General features: G+C 34.0%; 25 protein-coding genes. 11 read left to right on the top strand and 14 right to left on the bottom strand.

Annotated elements, in window-relative coordinates:
* The first annotated feature begins 206 nt into the window (after nucleotides 1–206).
* A complete protein-coding gene (gene fba / locus J0J69_RS10810) occupies nucleotides 207–1,070 on the top strand; it encodes a class II fructose-1,6-bisphosphate aldolase (protein WP_055241894.1) in 864 nt (287 codons plus the stop codon).
* Nucleotides 1,071–1,191: 121 nt separating this feature from the next.
* Nucleotides 1,192–1,470, top strand: coding sequence for a hypothetical protein (locus J0J69_RS10805; RefSeq protein WP_237252631.1), 279 nt, complete (start codon nucleotides 1,192–1,194; stop codon nucleotides 1,468–1,470).
* 215 nt (nucleotides 1,471–1,685) lie between these two features.
* Here the strand turns inward: J0J69_RS10805 and J0J69_RS10800 are convergent, their stop codons facing one another.
* The 3 genes from J0J69_RS10800 to J0J69_RS10790 all read right to left on the bottom strand — a co-directional run bounded on the left by J0J69_RS10800 (nucleotide 1,686) and on the right by J0J69_RS10790 (nucleotide 5,551).
* Entirely contained in the window at nucleotides 1,686–2,582 is an 897-nt protein-coding gene (locus tag J0J69_RS10800; protein ID WP_237252633.1) for a M15 family metallopeptidase, read from the bottom strand.
* Between the two features lie 177 nt (nucleotides 2,583–2,759).
* On the bottom strand, nucleotides 2,760–4,169 hold the full coding sequence (locus tag J0J69_RS10795; protein ID WP_055241898.1) for a flotillin family protein: 1,410 nt from the start codon (nucleotides 4,167–4,169) through the stop codon (nucleotides 2,760–2,762).
* A 101-nt stretch (nucleotides 4,170–4,270) separates the two neighbouring features.
* Complete coding sequence (locus J0J69_RS10790; RefSeq protein WP_055241900.1) at nucleotides 4,271–5,551, bottom strand: L-cysteine desulfidase family protein; 1,281 nt, start codon at nucleotides 5,549–5,551, stop codon at nucleotides 4,271–4,273.
* A gap of 377 nt (nucleotides 5,552–5,928) precedes the next feature.
* Here J0J69_RS10790 and trhA point away from each other — a divergent pair, with 377 nt between their 5' ends.
* Nucleotides 5,929–6,576, top strand: a complete 648-nt coding sequence (gene trhA / locus J0J69_RS10785; RefSeq protein ID WP_055241902.1) for a PAQR family membrane homeostasis protein TrhA — start codon at nucleotides 5,929–5,931, stop codon at nucleotides 6,574–6,576.
* Between the two features lie 259 nt (nucleotides 6,577–6,835).
* Here trhA and J0J69_RS10780 read toward each other — a convergent pair whose 3' ends face one another.
* The 5 genes from J0J69_RS10780 to pdxS all read right to left on the bottom strand — a co-directional run bounded on the left by J0J69_RS10780 (nucleotide 6,836) and on the right by pdxS (nucleotide 9,905).
* Nucleotides 6,836–7,321 carry a hypothetical protein gene (locus J0J69_RS10780; RefSeq protein ID WP_212725942.1) on the bottom strand — a complete coding sequence of 162 codons (486 nt, stop codon included), beginning with the start codon at nucleotides 7,319–7,321 and terminating at the stop codon, nucleotides 6,836–6,838.
* A gap of 41 nt (nucleotides 7,322–7,362) precedes the next feature.
* On the bottom strand, nucleotides 7,363–7,650 hold the full coding sequence (locus J0J69_RS10775) for a hypothetical protein (RefSeq protein ID WP_055241907.1): 288 nt from the start codon (nucleotides 7,648–7,650) through the stop codon (nucleotides 7,363–7,365).
* Between the two features lie 294 nt (nucleotides 7,651–7,944).
* On the bottom strand, nucleotides 7,945–8,352 hold the full coding sequence (locus tag J0J69_RS10770; RefSeq protein ID WP_055304859.1) for a rhodanese-like domain-containing protein: 408 nt from the start codon (nucleotides 8,350–8,352) through the stop codon (nucleotides 7,945–7,947).
* A gap of 91 nt (nucleotides 8,353–8,443) precedes the next feature.
* Entirely contained in the window at nucleotides 8,444–9,025 is a 582-nt protein-coding gene (pdxT, locus tag J0J69_RS10765; RefSeq protein ID WP_055304857.1) for a pyridoxal 5'-phosphate synthase glutaminase subunit PdxT, read from the bottom strand.
* Nucleotide 9,026: 1 nt separating this feature from the next.
* The gene (pdxS, locus tag J0J69_RS10760) at nucleotides 9,027–9,905 is read right to left on the bottom strand and encodes a pyridoxal 5'-phosphate synthase lyase subunit PdxS (protein WP_055304856.1); all 879 of its coding nucleotides are present in this window, start codon (nucleotides 9,903–9,905) and stop codon (nucleotides 9,027–9,029) included.
* A 141-nt stretch (nucleotides 9,906–10,046) separates the two neighbouring features.
* Here pdxS and pdxR point away from each other — a divergent pair, with 141 nt between their 5' ends.
* From pdxR to tnpC, 5 genes are all read left to right on the top strand, one after another.
* Nucleotides 10,047–11,510, top strand: coding sequence for a MocR-like pyridoxine biosynthesis transcription factor PdxR (gene pdxR / locus J0J69_RS10755; RefSeq protein ID WP_212725943.1), 1,464 nt, complete (start codon nucleotides 10,047–10,049; stop codon nucleotides 11,508–11,510).
* Nucleotides 11,511–11,666: 156 nt separating this feature from the next.
* Nucleotides 11,667–12,884, top strand: coding sequence for an HD domain-containing phosphohydrolase (locus tag J0J69_RS10750; RefSeq protein ID WP_212725944.1), 1,218 nt, complete (start codon nucleotides 11,667–11,669; stop codon nucleotides 12,882–12,884).
* 122 nt (nucleotides 12,885–13,006) lie between these two features.
* A complete protein-coding gene (locus J0J69_RS10745) occupies nucleotides 13,007–13,186 on the top strand; it encodes a hypothetical protein (RefSeq protein ID WP_212723809.1) in 180 nt (59 codons plus the stop codon).
* A complete protein-coding gene (gene tnpB / locus J0J69_RS10740; protein ID WP_256637871.1) occupies nucleotides 13,176–13,532 on the top strand; it encodes an IS66 family insertion sequence element accessory protein TnpB in 357 nt (118 codons plus the stop codon). The genes J0J69_RS10745 and tnpB overlap by 11 nt, the downstream gene beginning before the upstream one ends.
* A 63-nt stretch (nucleotides 13,533–13,595) precedes the next feature.
* Nucleotides 13,596–15,194 (top strand): IS66 family transposase, encoded by a 1,599-nt coding sequence (gene tnpC / locus J0J69_RS10735; protein ID WP_256637870.1) that lies wholly within the window; start codon nucleotides 13,596–13,598, stop codon nucleotides 15,192–15,194.
* 90 nt (nucleotides 15,195–15,284) lie between these two features.
* On the opposite strand, the gene surE is transcribed toward tnpC, so the two are convergent.
* The 6 genes from surE to J0J69_RS10705 form a co-directional block, all read right to left on the bottom strand.
* A complete protein-coding gene (gene surE, locus J0J69_RS10730) occupies nucleotides 15,285–16,001 on the bottom strand; it encodes a 5'/3'-nucleotidase SurE (protein WP_212726075.1) in 717 nt (238 codons plus the stop codon).
* Between the two features lie 11 nt (nucleotides 16,002–16,012).
* A complete protein-coding gene (locus J0J69_RS10725) occupies nucleotides 16,013–16,954 on the bottom strand; it encodes a DHH family phosphoesterase (RefSeq protein ID WP_055241928.1) in 942 nt (313 codons plus the stop codon).
* 81 nt (nucleotides 16,955–17,035) lie between these two features.
* A complete protein-coding gene (locus J0J69_RS10720; RefSeq protein ID WP_055241930.1) occupies nucleotides 17,036–18,349 on the bottom strand; it encodes an ABC transporter substrate-binding protein in 1,314 nt (437 codons plus the stop codon).
* Nucleotides 18,350–18,447: 98 nt separating this feature from the next.
* Entirely contained in the window at nucleotides 18,448–19,290 is an 843-nt protein-coding gene (locus J0J69_RS10715) for a carbohydrate ABC transporter permease (RefSeq protein ID WP_055241931.1), read from the bottom strand.
* A 12-nt stretch (nucleotides 19,291–19,302) separates the two neighbouring features.
* On the bottom strand, nucleotides 19,303–20,220 hold the full coding sequence (locus tag J0J69_RS10710) for a carbohydrate ABC transporter permease (protein ID WP_055276051.1): 918 nt from the start codon (nucleotides 20,218–20,220) through the stop codon (nucleotides 19,303–19,305).
* Nucleotides 20,221–20,229: 9 nt separating this feature from the next.
* Complete coding sequence (locus tag J0J69_RS10705; protein ID WP_055304847.1) at nucleotides 20,230–21,270, bottom strand: ABC transporter ATP-binding protein; 1,041 nt, start codon at nucleotides 21,268–21,270, stop codon at nucleotides 20,230–20,232.
* Between the two features lie 348 nt (nucleotides 21,271–21,618).
* Between J0J69_RS10705 and J0J69_RS10700 the strand changes: the two genes are divergently transcribed.
* The 3 genes from J0J69_RS10700 to J0J69_RS10690 all read left to right on the top strand — a co-directional run bounded on the left by J0J69_RS10700 (nucleotide 21,619) and on the right by J0J69_RS10690 (nucleotide 24,334).
* The gene (locus J0J69_RS10700; RefSeq protein WP_055304845.1) at nucleotides 21,619–22,644 is read left to right on the top strand and encodes an ABC transporter substrate-binding protein; all 1,026 of its coding nucleotides are present in this window, start codon (nucleotides 21,619–21,621) and stop codon (nucleotides 22,642–22,644) included.
* Between the two features lie 129 nt (nucleotides 22,645–22,773).
* Complete coding sequence (locus J0J69_RS10695; protein WP_055241940.1) at nucleotides 22,774–23,532, top strand: ABC transporter ATP-binding protein; 759 nt, start codon at nucleotides 22,774–22,776, stop codon at nucleotides 23,530–23,532.
* On the top strand, nucleotides 23,516–24,334 hold the full coding sequence (locus tag J0J69_RS10690) for an ABC transporter permease (RefSeq protein ID WP_082411216.1): 819 nt from the start codon (nucleotides 23,516–23,518) through the stop codon (nucleotides 24,332–24,334). The genes J0J69_RS10695 and J0J69_RS10690 overlap by 17 nt, the downstream gene beginning before the upstream one ends.
* Nucleotides 24,335–24,343: the final 9 nt, after the last annotated feature.

Below are 24,343 nucleotides of genomic sequence, written 5' to 3'. Positions count from 1 at the left end.
TACCAAATGGCAGCCTTTTCATTTAAATAATCTGAAATATATGACTTTAAGACAATTGTTTCTCTTCATTCGTCAATTGGAAAATGAAACATTTTTATTTATTTTTTTCACAAATTCCGTTATAATTACTGTGAGGAAGAGAAGACTAAGCAAGAATTTGCAGAGTTCTCAATCCAATAATTTAATAATACAATGGAGGTAACAACATGTTAGTTTCTGCTAAAGATATGTTACAAAAAGCCTATGAAGGTAAATACGCTGTTGGTCAATTCAACATCAACAACTTAGAGTGGACTAAAGCTATCTTATTAACTGCTCAAGAAAACAACTCACCAGTTATCTTAGGTGTTTCTGAAGGTGCTGCAAAATATATGTGCGGTTACGAAACAATCGTAGGTATGGTTAACGGAATGATGAAAGAATTAAACATCACTGTTCCTGTTGCATTACACTTAGACCACGGAAGCTACCAAGGTGCTTTAGACGCTATGGCAGCTGGATTCTCTTCAATCATGTTCGATGGTTCTCACTATGCAATCGAAGAGAACATCGCTAAAACAACTGAAATGGTTAAATTAACTGCTGAAAAAGGATTATCTTTAGAAGCTGAAGTTGGATCAATCGGTGGAGAAGAAGACGGTGTAGTTGGTAAAGGTGAAGTTGCTGACCCAGCTGAATGTAAACAAATCGCTGACTTAGGAGTAACTATGTTAGCTGCTGGTATCGGAAATATCCACGGTAAATACCCAGAAAACTGGGCTGGATTAGCATTCGATGCTTTAGAAGCAATCAACGCTTCAACTGGAAATACTCCATTAGTATTACACGGTGGAACAGGAATCCCAGAAGAAATGATCAAAAAAGCAATCTCTTTAGGTGTTGCTAAAATCAACGTTAACACTGAATGCCAATTAGCATTCCAAGAAGCTACTCGTAAATACATCGAAGCTGGAAAAGATTTAGAAGGTAAAGGATTCGACCCTCGTAAATTATTAAACCCAGGATTCGAAGCGATCAAAGCTACAGTTAAAGAAAAAATGGAATTATTCGGATCAATTAACAAAGCTTAATTATCTGTTCCATCTTAAAAACGTCTACGAAAGGTAGACGTTTTTTTATTTATTCTTCATAAATTCATAACTAACGTTTAAATTAATAAAGTAAACATCTTTATGATAGGAAAGTTATGTTATGAAAAAGAAAATAACTATTCTAACACTTTTGACATTAATAGCTTTAGTTAGTACTTGTAGTCATAAAAATACTAATATGACTAATCAGTCTCTTGATAAAGTAGTAAAAGAAAGCTGGATTGTTATCATTACTAAAGATTTAAAAACTGATCGTGAATTAGTCTTTGAAGGTGCATTTAAAAAAGGTGATGAAGTGGTTCCACGTCTACTGGCTTTATATAACCAAGATGAAAATCATGTTAAAACTACTTCTTACACTTTAACGCCTCCTAACTAAAGCTACATTCAAACAAGATGGCTCTCGCATCAAAGGTGAAACATTCAAAGGAGATGTTTACGTGGAATATAATAACTTTGAATTAGTTGATGGAAATATCTACTTCAAAACACAACAAGCTAAAGATAGTCTTAAGCTAGATAATACATCAAAAGTAATGGGTAATACAGAAGTTAAATAATCATAAATAAAAGAGCTATGAAAAAATAGCTCTTTTATTTATTTAAGTATTGTTCTAAAATCCAATTATTTTCATAAATTTCCGTTGCAGCTTCAACACCAACATAACGAATATGCCAAGGTTCATACTGATATCCAGTTTCAGATTCTCGCCCTTCTAAATAGCGAATAATATAGCCAAATCGATGTGCATTGTCTTTTAGCCAAATTCCCTCAGCTGTTTTACCAAATTCCGTTGTTAATTGTCCATTGACACTATCAGCTGTCACATCAATCGCTAAACCTGTTTGATGCTCGCTATGACCTGCTCTTGCACTAAAACGATCCGCAGCTTCTTGCCCATTTTGATCAACATATCGTTGATATAATGAAACTTGTGTTTCGTATGAACGATAACCACTTCGTGCTAAAAAGATTAATCCCGCTTCTTGTTCTGCTGCACTGAATAATTGTTCAAGATGTTGTGATGCTTCTTCACGTAAATAAATAGTTTTATTTTGTTCATGCCCAAGTGCCAAAACATTTGGGAGCACTAAGTCACTTGGAGCATAACTTGAATCTAATGCATAATTTTTATTCACTAATACGAGTTTTGAATCTCCATTTGAGACTGTTATAACATTTTCATAAAACGAACTTTCCAAGTCTAACTTAGCCTGTTGTTGTGCTAGTCGTTCCTCTTGTCGTTTTTCCTCGGCTAAACGTTCTTCTTCTAAAAGCTTTTCTTTAGCCAGTTGATCTAAGTGTGCTACAGTTGCTGCCTGATTCGTTTGATAGAACGATTGTGAGTATAATTGTTTTCCGACTGAATCTTGACGACTTTGTCCAGAAATCGTCATGTTCTTACTTAGACTTATTCCAATTGTAATAATAAACAATCCCAAAAGAGATCCAAATTTAATCATTTTTTTCTTCAACTTCATACGCTCCATGAATTAATAACCCTATCCCATATATATTTTATATAATTTTAGTATATCACAATTCTGTTTAAATCGTTCAAATTATCCAATAATCAGACAATTATTCAGAGCGAATTTCGATAAAAATATCGTTTGATATCGTTCTATCGACATTGCATCATAAAAAGGGAGCTATATTAGCTCCTTTTAGTTCAGATTATTTTCTTCAATCTGATCTTCATTAGTCGATGGTTTTTGTAAAGAAGAAATTAAATCAATTAAATTAATTCCTGTTAAAGATTCTACCACCTCTGGAACTTCTGAGATCATCTTAGTTACATTTTGAGTCACTTTGGCTGCTCCGTGCCCCCCACCATTATCAATGATGACCATCTTCTCAGTTTGCGATAATGGATCTGCGATATTTTTTGCAATATCAGGTAACTTCTCAACAATCATCTGTACAATTGCTGCTTCTCCATATTGTTTATAAGCTTCAGCTTTTTCACGCATGGCCTCTGCCTCTGCTTTCATCGCTTCCGCAAGTGCCTGACCTTTTACACGAGTCGCTTCTGCTTCAGCAGCACCTTTAATTCGAATTGATTCTGCCTCCGCTTCTGCATTTTTGATGATAGCATAACGTTGTGCATCCGCTTCTTGTTGTTCTTTATATTTTTGAGCCTCTGCAACTTTTTTAACAGTTGCTTCAAGTTCTTTTTCTTGTTTGATTGCTTGTTGCATCGCGATTTCCGTTTGACGTTGCTCTTCAAATAACTGTGTATTTTTTAATGCTTCAATGACGCTCTTTTTCACAATATTTTGTTCCACTTCATAAGCATAATCAGCTTTCGCTTGGGCTTTTTGCTCCTCTTCTTTATAAGCTTGGACACGTAATTCTTTTTCTTTTTTTGCTAATGCAATCTCAGTTTCAGCTTTTAATTGTGCCTCAGTCCCTAGTCGTTTTGCTTCTGATGTTTTTTGCATACGATCTCGTTCAGCCTCTGCTTCAGCAATCGCTGCATTTTTCTTCACTTCAGCAATTTGTTTTGCTCCTAATGCTGTTAAATATCCTTTGGTATCATCAATGTCACGGATTGTAAATGTTTTAATCTCAAGCCCCATCTTATCGAGATCAGCCTTGGCAACATTCTCCACTTCATTTGCAAACATTTCGCGATCTTTATAAATTTCCTCAATCGTCATTTTAGAGACAATTTCACGTAGTTTTCCCTCTAATACATCTTGTACCGTTTCTTTAATGACATTAATCGTTTCTTTTTCACGACCCGTGTTAAACTGCTCTACGGCTAATAAAACACTTTTAGGATCCGAATTGACTTTAATAATAGCGACCCCATCTGTATCAATTGGAACCCCATTACTATCTAATGATTCATGTGTTTTAACTTCTACCTTAATATTTTCTAAAGAAATACGTGACGTTTGTTCAAGATAAGGAATGACAATTCCTCCACTCCCACTAATCACACGACGCTTTAATCCAGTGACAACAATCGCTTTATCCTGTGGTGCCTTTTTCCACAACATCAATAAAATAATGATAGCTACAGCTGCTAGCACAATCCACCCGATATAAGGTAATAAGGCATTTAACATTATATGTCCCCCTCCTATATGTCCTTACAATAATCATATGACTTTTTTACTTAAATAGAACAAAAGGACACTAAACTTATTATTTAGTGTCCTTTTCTTATTTATTTTTCTAGCATGATATTTAATACTTCAATATCCGTTTGTTTCATTCCTTCTCGTCCTAAACGTCCATATGCTTCAATGGTTTGTTCAATTGTTGATTGAACCATTCCACATTTCTCATCAAAAGCAACCCCACGCATTGCTAAATAATGGCCCATAATTGCAGCATCTAAACTTGAGGCAATTTTAGCTGCGCATGAAGCCTTAGCCCCATCACAAACAATTCCTGCGATATTCGCTAATGTATTTGTAATCGTATTTTCGATTTGTTCAAGTGTTCCACCTTTCATGTATGTTAAAGCCGCGCCACTTCCACAAGCTGCACTTACAGCGCCACAATAGGCGGATAAACGACCAATAAATGTTTTTTGATGAATGGTTACTAAACTCGCTAAAATTAATGCACGATACATCTCATCCTCTGTTAATCCTTTATCCTTAGCATAAATGATTGTTGGTAAGGAAGCTGTCATTCCTTGATTTCCACTTCCTGATGTCGTCATAACTGGTAAACTACATCCACACATACGAGCATCTGATCCCGCTGCCGCATAAGCTTTCATTTTAGATTTGACGTCATCACCGTAGCAATCTAAAATCATTTGCCCCACATTGACACCATATTCATTTTTTAATCCTTCTTCAGCAATCGCTAAATTATAGTTAATTTGTTGTTCTAACATATCCTTTAAGTCTGTTAAATCAACGGTTTGCGCAAATTCTAAAATATCTGCAATATTTAAAACGGAACGGTCAGCTAAGGCAGAATTAAAATCTTCTTTATTAAAAGATTTTTCTAGTAAGACTTCTCCATTTTTCTCTAAACGACTAATATTAGTATGCGTATGAATTAACTCAACTAATGACGACTGATCGCCGTTTATCATCTTTACAATAATATGTAAATTTGCATCATTTTCAATTAATTTAACTTTACATAACTTAGCTTCTAATAGTGATGCAACTTGTTTAATTTGTTCTTCATTAACATTTTCAATAACTTCTAATCCTTTTGATGAATCTCCAGCAACTGCGCCGGTAATGGCACTTGCTTCAATCCCTGTTAAGTTTCCGGTATTTGGTACGACAACTGATCTAGCATTTTTAATTATATTCCCACTACATTCAATAATAATCTGCTCTGGGAAATCACCTAAAATTTCTCTTGCTTTTGCACTGGCATAAGCAATTGCAATCGGCTCTGTACAACCTAAAGCAGGAACTAATTCTTCTTTTAAAATTGTAAAATATGCTTGATAAGTTTCCTTTGTTACGGCCATAGAATCCTCCACTCCTACCTATTAGGTATTATGTCTAAAAGTCTACCCTACTCCCCCATTTTATCAAATTATCCTTTTATTCTCCACTTATAAATCACAGGACTTTCGCTAAAAACGGTACTATTTTTCCAAATAAATGTATTCACATTTTTTGCTTATAATACTTTGATTCTTTGTAAAAATTATGATTAATATTTCCCTTTTCATCGGTCATTCTTTTGCCTATGAGATTATGAAATGAACAATTAATAAATCAATTACTTCTCTTTAAATATTTCATACGAAAGATTGTTGACACCCCTTTAAGTTAGGCATATAATTTTAATATCTCATTATCTAGTTTGAAATACTATATAATACAGTTTGGAGGATTAGTTATGAACAATTTCATTAGGGAGCCAATTAATGGATTGACCCATTTAGCAGGAGCTATTTTATCTTTGATCGCCTTAATTGCGATGATTGTTAAGGTCGCATTGGATAATCCAACCGTTATTGGATTAATCGCGGTTACCATTTTTGGGGTTAGTATGATTTTACTTTATGCAACATCAGCTACTTATCATATGGTCATCTCTTCAGATACAGTCATTAACTTTTTACAAAGGCTTGACCACAGTATGATCTTTGTTTTAATTGCTGGTTCATATACTCCTTTTTGCTTAATTGCATTGAATGGGAAATCAGGATGGATTCTATTCAGTATTGTCACTTTAATTGCGATTTGTGGGATTATTTTCAAGCTTGCTTGGTTTAATTGTCCTCGTACACTATCCACATCTATCTATATTGTTATGGGATGGCTAGCTGTATTTGTATTTAAGCCGCTGCTTACTTCATTAAGTGGTCCTGGCCTATTCCTCTTAATTATTGGAGGCGTTCTATATACGATTGGCGGAATCATCTATGCCATTAAACCAAAATGTCTTACTTTTAAGCATTTAGGTTTCCACGAGATTTTTCATATTTTCATCTTGCTCGGTAGTCTCTATCATTTCCTTTGCATTTATCTATATGTTATCTAGCAAATGGGGATTCCATTTGCTTTTTTTATTAGGAAGATAAATTTAATACTATCTATATAGAAACAGATGAATAGCTTCCATTTACCACATCAGAATTAAAAAATTTACACAGTCTCACAATAAAACCAACCAATTTTTCAAAATGGAAAAAATTGATCCTTGCTTATATATTAATCAAACCAAATGAATGACTTTTTAATTAAACAAAAGAAAAGACTGAACCGAGTCGGTCCAGTCTTAAATTGAATAAGAGAGCAGATTATTCGCAATCACAATCGTCTTTACGATCGTATTCGCGTTCACGTTCACGGCCACATCCAGCAAGTTTACACCAGTCTTCATTGCGACGACCATGATCATAACGATTTTTTTCTTTAATAACTTTTTTCTCAATTACATATTCATGATCAAAATGATGATTTTCAACTTCTTTGCAAACAACTGGTACAATGTGTTTTACACAATGACGGAAAGATTTTTCTTCTTTGCAATAAACAGTCGGTTCAACAACAACTTTGCATCTTTCTTTGCGTTCGCATTCTTTTTCACGACGTTGTTTTTTGCATTGACATTTTTCTTCTTCGAAGTAGTCATCTTCTTTGTCAAAGCATTTTTCTTTTTTATCAAAACATTTTTCTTTTTTATCGAAGTAGTCATCGTCTTTTTCGAAGTATCTATCTTCTTTTTCTTCTGGATACCATTTTTCTTCTTTATCCATGCAACGTGAATAACCATATTGTTTCATAATTTATGTCTCCTTTAATGTCAATAATATATTTTCTGCGATTATTGCTCATCAATAAATTGACCTTTCTGACAAAGATTTTTCATTTGCCGTTGACCATGATGATAATAATGTACCTCTCTTTGTTTGATTGGTTTGTAAATATACTGATGATAGTAATAATGATGTTCAACTCTTGTTACGATAACTGGAATGTCACATCTTATAGAGTCAGAATGTTTGACTTCTAGTAATTCATTCTGAGTAGGCTCAAATGTTTGAACGGAAGGATCAAATGTTTTGATTTCGTTCACATTATTTTCTACATTATAAGAATTCCATCTTTCCATTTCACCGCCTCCTTTCCTTTTCCTTTGAGCTTACAGTATAATATATTAATAACTTCAAATTTTGTTAGGGTTATTTTCTTATTTTATTTAAAAAGTTAAAACCTAAAAAAAGCACCTCTTACATAGAGGATGATGCCAAAGAGTATACCATTAAGTTTTCATCTTAAAAATCATAAAAACATAAAAAAACCTGAGTAAAAAACACCAAAGTGGCCTATTTTCTCAGGTTTTTTTAGTCTTTTAAATTCGATAAGAATTACCTCTTCAATCCCTTCTTTAAACAAAGAGATACTTTTATCCAATACCATCCTCTATAACATATAACCTTTTAAAGCCTAAAGCTTCTAATTGAATGGCTACAGTTTTACTACGATAACCTTTATCACAATAAATAACAATAGGTTTATCTTTATACTTTTCCAATTCAGGAAGGTGCTCATTAAGTTCTCGCATTGGAATATTAACTGCATTTTCTAAATGAGATTGAATGTATTCCGTATTATTTCTAACATCAATAATGACAATCCCTTTTGTCTTAGTAATTAACTGTTCAGCCTCTTTTTGAGAAATATACTGGATTGAAGGAAATTCTGAAACAGCCTGACTCATAACCGGTTGAATCGCTTCATGTTCTAAAATAGCTAATATCATTAAAAAAATAAAAACTAAACAAAACGCAAGCTTCCCAACAAATTGTCTCATATTTGTCACTTACTTTCTTTATAGATATTATTAGTATTTAGTTATCTTTCAAATCTATTCTCCAATCTAAAAAAGCCTAAAGATTATTTCTCTAGGCTTTTTGCTTAATCATATTTATAAAATAGCGATGAAAACTTGTATCTTTTGTTAACTCTGGATGAAATGAAGTTGCTAACATTTGCTTTTGTTGACAAGCTACAATATGATCATTGACTTCTAATAAAATGTCAACATCAGATTTTACCTGAGTAACATATGGCGCTCGAATAAAAACTAAAGGGATTTTATTCGAAGAAATCTTTTCTATCTCAACTTCTGTTGTAAAGCTTCCTAATTGTCTTCCATACGCGTTTCGCTCAACAGTAATATCCATGACTCCAAGATGAACGGTCGGGTCATTTTCTAAAGATTTAGCCAATAAAATCATTCCCGCACATGTTCCCCACACAGGCATTCCATTTAGTATTCGCTCCTTTAATGGTTGTAATAAGTTAAAATCTCTTAATAACCGTCCAATAGCCGTACTTTCTCCACCTGGAATAATTAAGCCATCGATTTCATTAAGTTCATCAAGGTATTTAACTTCCTGAGCACATACATCTGGGATTTGATTTAATAACTCGAGATGCTCAGCAACAGCCCCTTGAATTGCTAATACTCCTACCTTTATCATCTTACCATCCTCGTTTTGCATATTGCTCATGTTCTGGTAATTGACGAACATCAATTCCACTCATTGCTTCTCCTAAACCTTCTGAAACCTCTGCAATCACTTTAGGATCATTATAGTAGGTTGTTGCTTTCACAATTGCCTCTGCACGTTTTTGTGGATTATCAGATTTAAAAATCCCAGACCCTACAAAGACACCGTCACATCCTAATTGCATCATTAATGCTGCATCGGCAGGTGTCGCGATTCCTCCCGCTGCAAAGTTTACAACTGGTAACTTTCCATGTTCATGAACGTAGCAAACTAAATCATATGGTGTCCCCATATTTTTAGCAATAGTCATTAATTCTTGCTTACTAGCTGCTTGAATTTCACGAATTTCTTTATTCATTGTACGCATATGACGAACCGCTTCAACAACATTTCCTGTTCCAGCCTCACCTTTTGTACGAATCATTGACGCACCTTCCCCAATACGTCGTAATGCTTCTCCTAAGTTTTTAGCTCCACAAACAAATGGAACATCGAATTCAGTTTTATCAATATGGAATTCATCATCTGCTGGTGTTAAAACTTCACTTTCATCAATATAGTCAATTTCTAACGCTTCTAAAATTTGCGCCTCAACCAAATGGCCAATACGTACTTTCGCCATAACAGGAATACTAACTGCTTCCTGAATTTCACGAATCATTTTAGGATCTGACATTCGTGCAACTCCACCTTGTTTACGAATATCAGATGGAACTCGTTCTAAAGCCATAACAGCCACTGCTCCTGCTGCCTCAGCAATTTTTGCTTCTTCAACATTTACAACATCCATGATAACTCCACCCTTTAACATCTGAGCCAAGTTTTTATTTAATTGATAACGATCATTCATTTTTCAAACCCCTTTACATTATGTTTACTATCTCCTATAATAACTGTATCGAAACAATTTCGAATAACGTTAGATAGTTCACTTAATTTATACCAATTTTATCCTATTAGTGTCAATATAAAATAAAAAGGAATGATAACAATGTTCCCTGTACCGATACACTTAGATAAAAATAATGCTAATCCAATGTATATGCAATTAGCTAATCAAATAACTCAAATGATTCATCAAAAACAACTAGTTGCTAATACTCCACTCCCTTCAATTAGAAAACTGGCTTCTCACTTAGGCGTTAATACAGTTACGATCGTCTCTGCCTATAAACAGTTAGAAACGAACGGTCTAGTTCAGGCTAAAAAGGGAAGTGGCTACTTCATCATTGAAAAAGCACCCAAAACTTCAACTCATGTTCTAGATATACCAATGAAACAAATGACTCAGCAACAGATTCATTTACGTGCAAATGAAATTAACTTTGCAAGCGCCACCCCAGATCCAAGTATCTTCCCTATTACTGCTTTTAAAAATTATTTAAATATTGTTTTAGATCGTGATCAAGGTTATGCCTTTGGGTATCATGAAAGTAATGGATATGAACCATTACGAGAAAGCTTAAGTCATTACATGAAACGCCATCATATGATTAATATTGCTCCTGAATATATTCAGATTGTATCTGGAGCGCAACAAGGAATTGATATCATCGGGAAAGTGTTATTAAATGCTGGTGATACTATTATCGTTGAAAATCCAACCTATACAGGAGCCCTTGCTGCTTTTAAATCACGAGGTGTTCTAATCAAAGAAGTCTCTCTTGAACAGGATGGATTAAATCTTGAAGAACTTGAACACCTTCTTCAAACACATCATCCTAAATTACTCTACCTGATGAGTAAGTTTCAAAATCCATCGACTATTTCCTACTCTGAAGAAAAGCTTAGACGAATTATTAAACTAGCTGAACAATATGATTTCTATATTGTTGAAGATGATTCAATGGCTGAAATCTGCTATGATTCATCTATAGCTAAACCCAACTTTATATCACTTGATACTTATCATCGAGTAGTTTATATTAAAAGCTTTTCTAAACTCATGATGCCCGGCCTTCGAATTGGGTTTATCGCAGTTCCACCTCAATTATCCACATTGATTATGAATGCTAAACATCATACCGACATTTCATCATCTGGTTTAATTCAGAGAACTGTTGATTTATATTTACGCGAGGGAGATTGGGATCAACACATTGAACAAATGAAAGCAATTTACAAAAGAAAATATACACTTATGTTAAACGGTTTAAATTCATTAAAAAAATATGGGATTAGTTTTTTAGAACCAAATGGTGGCTTACATTTTTGGATCAAATTACCTTCTTATATTCAATCAAAAGATTTTTGTAAAGCCTGTCAAAGGCAATCTTTATTAATTATGCCAGGCTCTATTTTCAACGCTAGTCAAGACACTTCAACCGAACAGTATATTCGTTTAAGTTTTGCTGCCTGTAGTGAAGAACAGATTGTGCAAGGAATATCTATCTTGGAGCAGATTCTTGATTCATTCAATTTACCTAAAAAGATGACAATTCTTCCTCTAATATAATTTCTTATAAAGTGATGACACTTTTCTTTATTGACAACACATTAAATTATTGTAATAACAAAAAACAGATACTTTTATTACAATAATTGGATTTATCATCAACATATCTCATTCGTTTCGTATTAATATATAAGAAAAACACTATGAGGTATAGTTATGAATCAAATTACACTTGAAAATATTATGTTAATCTGTCAAAAATGTTTTTCCTACCTAGATGCTAGAATAGATGATCACCCGTCTCAAGTAGCCTATTTATATTGGCGATTACTAGATAATAGAGGGACTTATTCTAAAAAAGAATTATATGATCTAGTTACCATTGCTTTACTTCATGACATTGGTTCTTATAAAACCAAAGATTTTGATAAATTTCTAAATATTGATTCACCTTCATATGATCATGCTATTTATGGAGCATTATTCATTAAACATTTTTCCCCCATCTCGCATTTATCTGATATAATTTTATATCATCATTCAGATTACGAGAGCTACGAATCTCCATATAAACCTGAAACATCCCTTCTTTATTTTATCGATCGAATGAGTATTTTCTTTAATTATAGCTGGCAAATTGAAGATTTCTTTCTCTCACTAAATACAGAAATCGATAGTCAATTCATTTCAGAATTTCACGAAATTAATCGAAAGGAAAACTTAATAGACAATATTCAAACAGGTTATTTTAAACAATTGCTTCGTAATTTTTTTGCTAAGTCAATTCAATCACCCGAAAATGCCATTAAATATTTATCTATGATTAGTTATACGATTGATTTACGTAGTGAGTGTACGGTCTTACATACGATTATGGTATCAGCTATTTCAAATTTTTTAGCCCAAAAGATGAATTATAATCATAGTATGGTTCAAAAAATTTCATTAGCAGCAATGCTTCATGATATTGGAAATATTTCTACACCAATTAATATTCTCGAGAAACCAGGAAAGTTAACTAATGAAGAAATGGAGATTATGCGAGAACACGTTACTATTACGTACGAGATTTTGGAAAATTTAGGAATCCAAGAGGTTCAAGAATATGCCTCTTATCATCATGAAAAATTAGATGGGACAGGCTATCCTTTTGGTTTAAAAAAAGACCAACTATCTATTCCAGCTAGAATTATTATTGTTGCTGATATTATGGGAGCATTAATGGCCGCTAGAAGTTATAAAGAAAGCTTCCCAAAGGATAAAATTATTAATATATTATCTGAATTAGCAGCTCAATCAAAGATTGATCAATCGTTAGTCGATCTTGTAATTGATAAATATGACGATTTTTGTCAATATCTCTCATCTCTGTCGAATCCATATCACAAATTCAAAAATGAGTATATGAGCATCGTTACAAAGATGTCCCCATAAAAAAATTCCCGGAGAATTATTTCCCGGGAATTTTTTGTAAGCGGGTAATATAAACCTGTCTATTTTGACCTCCAACTTTGAGCTAAAATGAAGCTATCAAAGAAAAGGAGGTCAATTTTTTTATGAAAGAAAATCCGATCATTGTTCCTGTTCAGTTGAATCAACCTTCATCTGATCAGCGCTATACCGATATCCCTTCATGTTACTTCAAAATAAACGGTGCTGAAGCGACGTTTTATAACGGAGTTGATAAACATATCTTACATGCCGTTTTAGCGGAGATGTCTAAATATGCTCGTTAATTTCTCGAATGTTCAAAACATATTTATCGTTTGCGGTCACACCGATATGCGCTGTGGCATTGATGGACTAGCAGGTATCATTACGAACAAGTATAATCTTGATTTATTTAACGATGCCCTTTTCCTATTTTGTGGACGAAAAAAAGATCGATTCAAAGCCCTTTATTGGGATAAAGACGGTTTTATCTTATTATATAAACGGATTGAGAAGGGTAACCTTCAATGGCCACGAAACCAAGAAGAAGTCAAAAAATTAACGAGTCAGGAGCTTCGTTGGCTACTTGAAGGCTTATCTATCCAACAACCTAAAGCCATTAAACCAGCTCAAACAGGATGTCTGATTTAAATCATTATAAAATGGTAATAAAACCTGTATTTTCTATCTACTTTTGGGCATACTAAGCCTAACATGAATCATTTAGAAAAAGAGGTGGCACCGTTGAGTACGTTTGAATCAAAACTAATCAAAGAAAATCAGAACTTATTAAAAAAACTGGATCAACAAACTCAACGAATCACTCAACAAGATCAACAAATCACTGAGCAGACTCTAAAAATTCAACAATTAACGGAACAAGTAGAATTTCTAACAAAAAAGCTTTTTGGATCCTCAAGCGAGAAAACTAAAGTTGATCCCAATCAACTCTCACTTTTTGAGGATCCTCATTTAGAAAACCACGAAACAAAGACTGAACCCACAGAAGAAATCACGTATCGTCGACGTAAGGTATCCGGTCGTAAAGCCGAGTTAACCAAAGATTTACCGATTGAAGAAGTTCACTGTGAGTTACACGATGAAGCTTGCCAATGTGAGTCTTGTGGTGAAAAGATGAAACCGATAGGAAAGAAAATTATTCGTGAAGAGGTTTGTTTTATCCCAGCCAAGTTATATAAAAAAGTGTACTATTCACACGCTTATAAGTGTGATTGTCATGATGATTTCTATGAACCACAGCCCATTCAATGTGCTGAAGTCCCTAAAGGACCGATCCAAAGGAGCTTAGCTGGGCCTAGTGTTCTAGCCTGGATGATTCATCAAAAGTATGAATTAAGCCTCCCCCTTTATCGTCAAGAGAAAGAATGGAAGACGTATGGTTTAGAATTAAGTCGACGCACCATGGCGAACTGGATGATCAAAGTCGCCAATGATTGGTTACGCCCACTTTACGATTATTTCGCCAAAATCTTAGTAAAAGAAGAAGTTCTTCATGCCGATGAAACACACTATCAAGTGTTAAATCGAACGGATGGACGTGACCCAACCTCTCAAGCACGAATCTGGTTAATTCAAACAGGTAAAGAATGCGAAACACCCATCGTTTATTATCACGCAGATTTAACTCGTGCAAGAGTCGTCGCTGAACAATTACTCGATGGATTTAAAGGCTACCTGCATTGTGATGGTTATTCCGGATATAAGAACTTACCGAATATTGAATTAGTGGGATGTTGGGCGCATGCCCGTCGCAAGTTCAAGGATGTGCCAGGGAAGAATGGGAAAGCAAAACAAGCCATTGACTACTGTAACCAAATTTTTAAGATTGAACGAGAACTCCAGGAATTATCGCCTGAGGAGCGTTATGAGCAACGTCAGTTACAGGTCAAGCCAGTGATCGAAGCTTTTTATGACTTTCTAGGGAGCTTCATTCCCATGAAAGGTAAGTTACAAACTGCGGTTCACTATGTTTTAAATCAAAAGAAAGAACTGATGGCATTTTTGAAAGATGGACGATTAGAAGTATCGAATAATCGTGCCGAACGTGCCATCAAAACCGTGGTGATTGGACGGAAAAATTACTTATTTTCAACAAGCTTATCAGGGGCTGAAGCCAATACGATCATTTATAGCGTCATCGAAACGGCTAAGGAACATGGCTTAAATGTCTATAAGTATTTAACTTATTTATTTGAACACCTACCAAATGTTGAGTTTTTAATGAAACCAAAGCTCTTGGAGGACTTTTTACCATGGGCAAAAAATGTTCAAGAATATTGTAAAGGAATCTAAAAGAAAAGAGACCTCATCTGTACTTTCAGTCTACAGGTGAGGTCTTCTTTTTTCTATACGTGTTATTATTACCCGCTTACAATTTTTTTATTAAAATAACTTACTTAATTCAAAAATTTTATCGTCATCATATAATTTAAATTTTAATGGTGTAATCGTAATATAACCATTCTTAATCGATTTAACATCAGTCTCTTCTGGTTGATCAATATCGATTAATGGACCTGATAAACGATGTCCTCCTTGTTCTTCGACATAACACTCATCATAACGACTAATACCAACAGTTGCAACTTTGATCCCTTTAGGTTCTTCTAATGAGGGAAAATTAATATTAATTGTCGTATCTGTTAATAATGTTTGTGATAATAACTTTTCAAAAATGGCTGGAAAATATGACTTCACAATATCAAAATTTGAGTTAGTTGTTGAAATTGCCATGGCAGGATAACCACATAAATTAGCTTCAATAGCACCTGAGACCGTTCCAGAATATAAAACATCTGTCCCCACATTTCGCTCATCATTAATTCCTGATAAAATTAAATCAGGCTTTATTTTTAAATGTGCTAAAGCATACTTTACACAATCAGCAGGCGTACCATCTACACCAATCGCTAAAGTAGCTCCTTTAATCGAATCAGGATAAGACTTTAATGGGCGACGCATTGTGATTCCATGACCAACAGCACTATTATTAGTATGTGGAGCTACAATATAAACCTCACCATAATTAGAAACAATTTGTGCTAATGTATGAATTCCTGGAGCTTTAATACCATCATCATTTGTAATTAAAATCTTCATTTTATCATTCCTTAATGTTTTTTTGCCAATTCATCTAAGTCTTGAATCATTTGATCAATCATATCCCAACTATTTACACGAGCACCAGCGGCTTGAACATGGCCACCTCCACCATATTTTTTTGCAACCTCATTTACAGCAGCTCCACTCGAACGTAAATTTACTCGAATATCATTATTTTCTTTATCTTCTACAAAGAATGCCCAAATTTTTATTCCCTCAATATTCGCTAGTGTATTAACTTGTGAAGAAGCTGAATTTTCATCTATATTAAGTTCTCTTAATTTTTCATCTGTTAATTTAAGATAACCAACACCCTTATCTGTTTCTTCAAAGTTTAATAAAGCATACCCTTTAAAACGTACCATCGACTTAGATTGTGTGTACATATTTGAATATAAGTCAATCATATCAAAATCATATTTTAATAGTTGTGCTGCATAACGTAAAGTTTGCTCACTTACTCCACGGAATAAGAAGCGCCCTGTATCCGAAACAATTCCATTAAATAGGCAACGTGCCCCATTATCATTAATTTCTAAATTATTTTCAATTAATAAGCTTGTAATCATCTCACAAGTTGATGTATATGATGTATCAATCCATTCAATATCTGCATATTCATCTGAGAATGGATGATGGTCAATCTTAATCTTAAATGCTCCTAACTTCCAACGTTCATCTGAAATGCGTGCTGCATTTGATGTATCAGTAATAATAACTAATGAACCCTCATAAACTGAATCTTCAATCTTATCTGTTGTCCCTACATATTTTAGGTAATCTAATTCTTCACCAACTACATATACCTTTTTTTCTGGAAAACTTGTGCGAATTAATTCCGCTAATCCAAATGATGAACCATATGCATCTCCATCAGGAATAACATGACGATGAATAATAATTGTATCAAATTCTTCAATTTTCTTAATAATTTGTTGTTGAATTGTCATAGTTTTAATCCTCCTTATTTTAAATTATAAAGAAAAATAGAGGTAGAAGTCCACCTCTATTTTGTGCATTAAAAATAGTAATTATTTCAAAGAGTTAACAGCTTCTTGAATCGCTTGTTCTGGAGATACTCCACTTAATACAACCGCTTCAACAGCTTTTTCAGCTGCTGTACGAACATTGTATGAAGAATATGTATCTTTGAAGAATGAAGGATCATAGAAGTAATAATCAGCTTGTTCTGGTCCAACTACTTTTGTTTGATCATTAGATTCAGCTACGTATTTTTGATATGCATCAGAAGCAATAACTGATTCACGAATTGGTAAATAAGAAGTTGCTGTTGCAAATGCTAAGTTTCCTTCATATGAAGATAAGAATTTAGCAAACTCATATGCTGCATAAACCTCTTCTTGTGATTTATTTTGATTGAAAACAACAACATTTGTACCTTGTTGGATAACCGCACCTGTTTCTTTAGAGATTTGAGGAATTGGAGCAATACCAACTTCAAAGTCAGCTGTTGCAATATGTGAGTATCCAGCAGATGATCCAGTGTACATATAAAGCAATTCACTCATGAATGGTCCTGAAAGATATTTATCTTCACCTGGTAAACGCCAGTAACCAGCATCAGCATTACGTTTTAATAACTCTAAAGCTTCAATCGCGTATTTAGCTCCATCTTCAGCGAATAAGATGTCTCCATTAGAGTTTGTATACTGTCCACCGAATTGTTGTACCATTGTAATGAAGTAGTTTGCTGGTGCATCAATACCAAATGCAGTTTTTCCAGTTAATTCTTTGATTTTAGCAGAAACTTCTTCTACCTCATCCCAAGTTGTTGGTACTGTTAAGTTATTTTGATCAAAGAATGTTTTATTGTAGTATAGAACTTCTGTTGATTTATTGAATGGTAAAGAGTAGAACTTTCCACCTTCATATTGGCTATTTTCATCACGATAAGATTTAATGATATCATCAAAATCATTAATTCCAACTTCTTCATTTAAGATATAAGGATCTAATTCTACTACATTTCCTGATTGTAAATACTCAGCAACCCAGTCAGGATATGCTTGAGCAATAGCTGGAGCTGAACCTGATTTTAAAGCAGCTGTTGTTTTCGTTTTTAAATCTGTGTATTGACCTTGATATACAGGTTTAACAGTAATTCCTTTATCAGCCCCAATTGTTGTATTGAACTGATTTACTAACGCATCAACAGCTTCTTGATTTGTTCCTGCCATAGCATGCCAAAATTCGATTGTTACAGGACTTTCAATTGTTGTTACAATCTCAGTTGATGATGGTGCCTGTTCTTTTTTATCACTTGAACAAGCTGCTAATGTTGTTACACCAGCAACAAGTGATAAAGATGTCATTAATTTCTTCACTTTTTAGTCCTCCTATTCAATTAGCATTGAATTATGTATGTATAAAAGGATTATTTCCTTTAATACCCGCTATTAGCTCTTTTTTTCTTAGCATATCATTACCCTTTTAATCCTCCACGAGTAACTCCACTAATGATATATTTCTGTAAGAATAAATAAATGATGACAACTGGAATAATGATAATTGTCGCTGCTGCCATTTGTAAATGAACTTGTGAACCAGATTCATTCGTAAAGTGAGTTAATCCAATAGTTAAGACACGCATTTTATCATTATTTGTAATTAATAATGGCCATAAGAATGCATTCCAACTTGCAATGAAGTTTAAAATTGCAATTGTTACAATCGCACTAATGGTATTTGGAATCATGATTTTCCATAAGTATTTCCAATCACTACATCCATCAATCTTCGCTGCTTTATATAGCTGTTCCGGAATTTGCATAAAATATTGTCTTAATAAGAAGATATAAAAGACATTTGCAATATAAGGAATAATTAATCCTTGGAACGTATCAATCCATCCAAAAGCTGATACCGTTTGATAGTTTTGAATAATTAACATTTCACCTGGTACCATCATTGTTGCTAACAATAACGTAAAGATTGTATTACTTCCATAGAATTTATAACGAGTAAATGCAAAAGCTGCAAAGATCGTAACAAATAATGTTAAAACTGTATTTCCAACAGCTGAAATAACTGTATTTTTGAAATAAATATCAAATGGAGCCATCTCCATTGCTATTTTATAGTTTTCAAACTGAGCCACATTTGGTAATAACTTTGGTGGCACAGCGATTGATTCTGAATAAGTTTTTAAAGACGTTAAAATCATGAAAATAAATGGGAAAAGCATAATAATTGCTCCAAGTGATAGCGCAACGTAAATTAACACTTTAGCCCATACTGATGTAACCTTTTTTGTATTACTTTCCATTGAGCACACTCCCTATTTATAATGAACTAATTTTTTACTTACTAACATCTGAATTCCTGTGATAATTAAAATAATCACAAATAAGATGATAGATGCAGCGGCTGCTTTATGAACTTGAGATGATCCGTAGAACATGTCATAAATGTAATATACAACGGTCATACAGCTGTTAGCAGGTCCTGGCTTCCCACCGAATAAAGCGAATACTTCATTGTAAACTTTAAAACTTCCGATAACTGATGTAATCGTTAAGAAGAATACTGTTGGTGATAATAAAGGTAAGGTAATACGAGTGAACACTTTCCATTTTGGTGTCCCATCGATTTGAGCCGCTTTATAATATTGTGGATCGATATTTTGTAAACCTGATAGGAAAATAACGATTTTAAATGCTAGTCCACTCCAAATATTAAAGATAATTAATGCCCAAATCGCCATGTTTGGATCATTTAGCCATTGAATAGGCTCTATACCAAACATACTTAAAAATTGATTAATATAACCAAAATCACTATGGAATAGCCAACTCCATACAATCCCAATTGCAATTACTGATGTGACATAAGGTAAGAAATAAATCGCTTGGAAGAACTTACTTGCCTTAATCCCAGAATTTAATAATAAAGCAATAGCCAATGCAATAACCATTGATACTGGTACGGCAATAACAACAATTAAAAAAGTATTCAATAATGCTTTTTGGAAGTTTGGATCAGATAATACAAACTTGAAGGTTGATAATCCGAATCCAGTTCCTTCATCTGTATAATAGTTATATTTTTCATAGAATCCCATACGGAATGACATTATTAATGGATAAACTACGAAAATCAAAGTAATGACTAAAGTTGGTAATAAATATAAATACCCTAAGAAATTTTGTTTAATCGTAGTTTTAGTCGCATTTGATAGATTGGTTTTATTTTTCATAATTTCCACCTACCCTAAACGATGACCTGAAGTTGTATCAAATACATGGATTGCTTGTGGTTTCACAGTTAATTTTACAACATCTGAAACATTAACTTCATTATCAGAATCAATTAAGCAACGGACACTTTGTCCCTCGATGTCAACTGTCATTAACTTATCGCGTCCAATAACTTCTACCATTTTCACTGTTGCATTAATTCCTTCTTCTTGTGATAGGCGCCATGATTCTGGACGAACTCCGACAACTACATCTCCATTAGCTACTTCAGCGTCTCCTAAGATTGACGATCCAATGAATACCTTTCCATTTTCAACTTTTCCATTCATGAATCCCATAGGTGGTGTTCCCATAAACGATGCCACGAATTGGTTAGCTGGTTTACGATACATTTCTTGTGGAGCTTCTTTTTGCTGTAATACTCCATCTTTCATTAAAACAATGGCATCTGTAATACTCATTGCTTCTTCTTGATCGTGTGTTACGAAGATAGTCGTGATTCCTGTTTCTTGTTGGATACGACGAATTTCTTCACGTGTTTCTAAACGTAAGCGAGCATCTAAGTTAGATAATGGCTCATCTAATAGTAAAACGCGTGGTTTTTTTGCAATAGCACGAGCAATAGCAACACGTTGTTGTTGTCCACCAGATAACTCTCCTGGCTTACGATCCATTAAATGTCCGATTTGTACTAAATCAGCCATTTCCTGTGCAATCTTTAATGCTTCAGCTTTAGGAACTTTGGCATTCTCTAATGGGAACATAATATTTTGACGTACTGTCATGTGTGGATATAAAGCATAGTTTTGGAATACTAAACCAATTCCACGTTTTTCAGCTGGTAAATCTGTAACATCTTCATCACCAAAATAAATACGACCACTTGTTGGTTTTTCTAATCCCGCGATCATATAAAGTGTTGTAGATTTCCCACACCCAGATGGTCCTAAAAGTCCTGCCAGTGTACCATCTTCAATTGTAACATTCAAATTGTTAACTGCTGTAAAATCGCCAAAGCTTTTCGTAATGCCCTCTAATCTTACTTCCATCGAACTAACCTCCAAAAATTATGCATCCTTTTACGACTCATTTTATAGGGATACGTTTAAAATTTTATTGTTTTTTTGCATGATAGATTTTTTTGCATTCATTTAGTATTCTAAAGAATAATGTTAGTTTAAGTCAATGAAATTCCGGTGAAAAATTAAGATATTCATCAACTCCTGTCGAATTCTGTTAACTAATACCACTTTCTCTTACAATTATGTCCAATATCTCGATTATTATGAGGTTAGCAAAAAATTTTATTAACTCTTTTTCAAGACTCACACTTTCGCCTAAAAGTAATAGGATATCTTAGACCGAGAATTAATAATTCGGCGATAAGGAGGTTTCCTATGAAAAGTTTTAAACGCTTGTTTACATTTTTTAGTTTAGTGTTTTTATTCACTGGTGTTCTAGTTGGGTGTCAGCAATCATCGGAAGAATTAACAAAAATAAAAGTAGCCGAAGTCACTCATTCTGTTTTCTATGCTCCACATTATGTCGCTATTAGCGAAGGATTCTTCGAAGAAGAAGGACTTGAAATTGAATTAATCAATGCTGGCGGGGCAGATAAAGCAATGGCAGCTCTAATTTCTGGTGAAGTACAAGTTGGATTTATGGGGCCTGAAGCTACTATTTATGTTTATAATGAAGGCGGAAAAGATCAACCGATTAACTTTGCTCAAGTGACTCAACGAGACGGTAGTTTCCTAGTTTCCAAAAATCCAAATCCTGATTTTAAATTTAGTGATTTATCCGGTTCTGAAATTATCGGTGGACGTAAAGGTGGCGTTCCCGAAATGACACTTGAATATGTGCTTAAAGCAAACGGTCTTGATGCACGTCCGGATGATGAAACGGCAGAAGTCAATGTTCGTACAGATATTTCATTTGATGCTATGGCAGGTGCATTTACAGGTCTTGATGCTGAATACGTTACTTTATTTGAACCATTAGCTACAACAATGGAGCAACAAGGTAAAGGTTATATCGTTGCTTCAATCGGTGAACAAACTGATAACATTCCTTACACTTGCTATAGTGCAACTACGTCTTATATCGAGGCAAACAGCGACACAATCCAGGCTTTTACTAACGCTATTTATAAAGGTCAACAATGGGTAGCCTCTCATACAAGTGAAGAAATCGCCGAATCAATTCATGAATTTTTCCCTGATATGGAACTAAAAGATTTGGTCACTGTAGTTGAACGTTATCGTTCAATTGACGCTTGGGCTGAGGATCCTGTTTTAGCAGAAGAGAGTCTTAATAACTTAATGGACATTATGCAACTTGCAGGACAATTAGATAATCGTGCACCTTATGAAGCAATCGTGGATACGAGCTACGCTGAAAATGCTATTGCCAACATAAAATAATAATTTAGTAAAAGATTTAGTTCTTACTATACAGAGCTAAATCTTTTTATTTTACCGGCATTAGGTACAGTTTCTTAGTAGATTAATATTATATAGTATGACATATACGCAAAATGGAGGTGGCTTTATATGTCAACGATATTGGATATGAATCATGTGTATAAGGATTTTTATTCATTAGATGAAGAACGACAAATTCTTAAAGATATTAATTTCTCTGTGGAAGAAGGAGAAATCTTAGTTTTACTTGGACCTTCAGGATGCGGGAAATCAACGATCTTAAATATCATTTCTGGTTTACTTGAACCAACTCAAGGTTCAGTTGATACTCATGGAAAAAAAATCGGATATATGTTTCAAAAGGATCATTTATTCGAATGGCGGACTATCATGAAAAACATCACATTAGGACTTGAAATTCAACATAAATTAACCAATGAAGCACAGGAAGAAATTAAACGACTATTAGAGATTTATGACTTATGGGATTTTAGAAACAACTTTCCAAGAGAACTTTCGGGAGGAATGAAGCAGCGGGTTGCTTTAATTCGGACACTTGCGTTAAATCCAGACATCCTATTGTTAGACGAATCATTTTCTGGTCTGGATTATCAGACACGTCTAATTGTGACCGATGATATTTATAAAATTATTAAAAATGAAAATAAAACAGCAATCTTAGTGACACATGATATTTCAGAAGCCATTTCTTTAGCCGATACAGTTGCTGTTCTAAGTCATCGTCCAACAACGATACAAAGCGTCCACAAAATTACTTTAACCCTTGAAGGGGATAAAACACCTTTAACAGCAAGATTAGCTCCTGAATTTAAAGATTACTTCGACTTGTTCTGGAAGGAGTTGCAAAATGATGAAGAAAGAATTTAAAGGATCTCCTGGATATCTTAATTATTTAAAAGGAATAAAAAAAGAAGCGTGGCACATTCACTTGCTTCAAGTCTTATTTTGTATTGGTTTTTTAATCTTATGGGAGCTTTTAGCGAGCTACGGATTTATCGATGACTTCTTTTTTAGTAAACCATCAGCTATTTGGAACTTACTAATTAAGTATATCGAGAATGGAGAAATCTTTAGACACTTAGGAATCTCATTATATGAAACACTCGTTGGATTAATAATAGGGACACTTGGTGGACTATTTATTGCCATTTGTCTCTGGTGGTCTGACAAATTAGCAAAGGTTCTTGATCCATTTCTCGTTGTCTTAAACGCTCTTCCTAAAACTGCCCTTGCTCCTATTCTAATTGTTTGGGTTGGGGCCAGTGTAAAAGGGATTGTTGTGATTGCCGTAATTACTTCAATTACAGTTACCATTATGTCTGCTTATAATTACTTTACAACTGTTGACGAAGAAAAGATCAGATTAATGAAAAGTTTTGGTGCAAACAAGTGGCAAATTCTAACTAAACTCGTTCTTCCTGCTAACGGTATCAATATGATTAATCTTCTTAAAATTAACATTGGGATGACTTGGGTTGGGGTGATTGTTGGGGAATTTATCGCCTCACGTGCCGGAATTGGTTACTTAATTGTTTATGGTGGACAAGTCTTCAAACTTGATATTGTTATGATGGGAGTATTCGTTTTAGCTATCTTTACACTCATTATGTACCAAGGTGTTAGTATGCTAGAAAACTATTTAAGAAAAAAACAAAGTGCTAAGAAATAACTAAAAGGG

It is taken from the genome of Turicibacter bilis, from assembly GCF_024499055.1.
In the GTDB taxonomy this organism is placed as follows: Bacteria; Bacillota_I; Bacilli_A; order MOL361; family Turicibacteraceae; genus Turicibacter; species Turicibacter bilis.
The sequence above is the reverse complement of the archived record's forward strand: the minus strand, read 5'-3'. Positions and strand labels throughout refer to the sequence as shown.

What these genes read in the sequence shown, in the direction of transcription:
- J0J69_RS10805 (WP_237252631.1), top strand. Translation starts at nt 1,192, where the DNA reads ATGAAAAAGAAAATAACTATTCTAACACTTTTGACATTAATAGCTTTA.
- J0J69_RS10790 (WP_055241900.1), bottom strand. Translation starts at nt 5,551, where the DNA reads ATGGCCGTAACAAAGGAAACTTATCAAGCATATTTTACAATTTTAAAA.
- J0J69_RS10800 (WP_237252633.1), bottom strand. Translation starts at nt 2,582, where the DNA reads ATGGAGCGTATGAAGTTGAAGAAAAAAATGATTAAATTTGGATCTCTT.
- J0J69_RS10750 (WP_212725944.1), top strand. Translation starts at nt 11,667, where the DNA reads ATGAATCAAATTACACTTGAAAATATTATGTTAATCTGTCAAAAATGT.
- J0J69_RS10710 (WP_055276051.1), bottom strand. Translation starts at nt 20,220, where the DNA reads ATGAAAAATAAAACCAATCTATCAAATGCGACTAAAACTACGATTAAA.
- tnpB (WP_256637871.1), top strand. Translation starts at nt 13,176, where the DNA reads ATGCTCGTTAATTTCTCGAATGTTCAAAACATATTTATCGTTTGCGGT.
- J0J69_RS10745 (WP_212723809.1), top strand. Translation starts at nt 13,007, where the DNA reads ATGAAAGAAAATCCGATCATTGTTCCTGTTCAGTTGAATCAACCTTCA.
- J0J69_RS10725 (WP_055241928.1), bottom strand. Translation starts at nt 16,954, where the DNA reads ATGACAATTCAACAACAAATTATTAAGAAAATTGAAGAATTTGATACA.
- J0J69_RS10715 (WP_055241931.1), bottom strand. Translation starts at nt 19,290, where the DNA reads ATGGAAAGTAATACAAAAAAGGTTACATCAGTATGGGCTAAAGTGTTA.
- J0J69_RS10780 (WP_212725942.1), bottom strand. Translation starts at nt 7,321, where the DNA reads ATGAAACAATATGGTTATTCACGTTGCATGGATAAAGAAGAAAAATGG.
- tnpC (WP_256637870.1), top strand. Translation starts at nt 13,596, where the DNA reads ATGAATCATTTAGAAAAAGAGGTGGCACCGTTGAGTACGTTTGAATCA.
- J0J69_RS10795 (WP_055241898.1), bottom strand. Translation starts at nt 4,169, where the DNA reads ATGTTAAATGCCTTATTACCTTATATCGGGTGGATTGTGCTAGCAGCT.
- J0J69_RS10690 (WP_082411216.1), top strand. Translation starts at nt 23,516, where the DNA reads ATGAAGAAAGAATTTAAAGGATCTCCTGGATATCTTAATTATTTAAAA.
- pdxS (WP_055304856.1), bottom strand. Translation starts at nt 9,905, where the DNA reads ATGAATGATCGTTATCAATTAAATAAAAACTTGGCTCAGATGTTAAAG.
- pdxT (WP_055304857.1), bottom strand. Translation starts at nt 9,025, where the DNA reads ATGATAAAGGTAGGAGTATTAGCAATTCAAGGGGCTGTTGCTGAGCAT.
- J0J69_RS10775 (WP_055241907.1), bottom strand. Translation starts at nt 7,650, where the DNA reads ATGGAAAGATGGAATTCTTATAATGTAGAAAATAATGTGAACGAAATC.
- trhA (WP_055241902.1), top strand. Translation starts at nt 5,929, where the DNA reads ATGAACAATTTCATTAGGGAGCCAATTAATGGATTGACCCATTTAGCA.
- fba (WP_055241894.1), top strand. Translation starts at nt 207, where the DNA reads ATGTTAGTTTCTGCTAAAGATATGTTACAAAAAGCCTATGAAGGTAAA.
- J0J69_RS10770 (WP_055304859.1), bottom strand. Translation starts at nt 8,352, where the DNA reads ATGAGACAATTTGTTGGGAAGCTTGCGTTTTGTTTAGTTTTTATTTTT.
- J0J69_RS10695 (WP_055241940.1), top strand. Translation starts at nt 22,774, where the DNA reads ATGTCAACGATATTGGATATGAATCATGTGTATAAGGATTTTTATTCA.
- surE (WP_212726075.1), bottom strand. Translation starts at nt 16,001, where the DNA reads ATGAAGATTTTAATTACAAATGATGATGGTATTAAAGCTCCAGGAATT.
- J0J69_RS10700 (WP_055304845.1), top strand. Translation starts at nt 21,619, where the DNA reads ATGAAAAGTTTTAAACGCTTGTTTACATTTTTTAGTTTAGTGTTTTTA.
- J0J69_RS10705 (WP_055304847.1), bottom strand. Translation starts at nt 21,270, where the DNA reads ATGGAAGTAAGATTAGAGGGCATTACGAAAAGCTTTGGCGATTTTACA.
- pdxR (WP_212725943.1), top strand. Translation starts at nt 10,047, where the DNA reads ATGTTCCCTGTACCGATACACTTAGATAAAAATAATGCTAATCCAATG.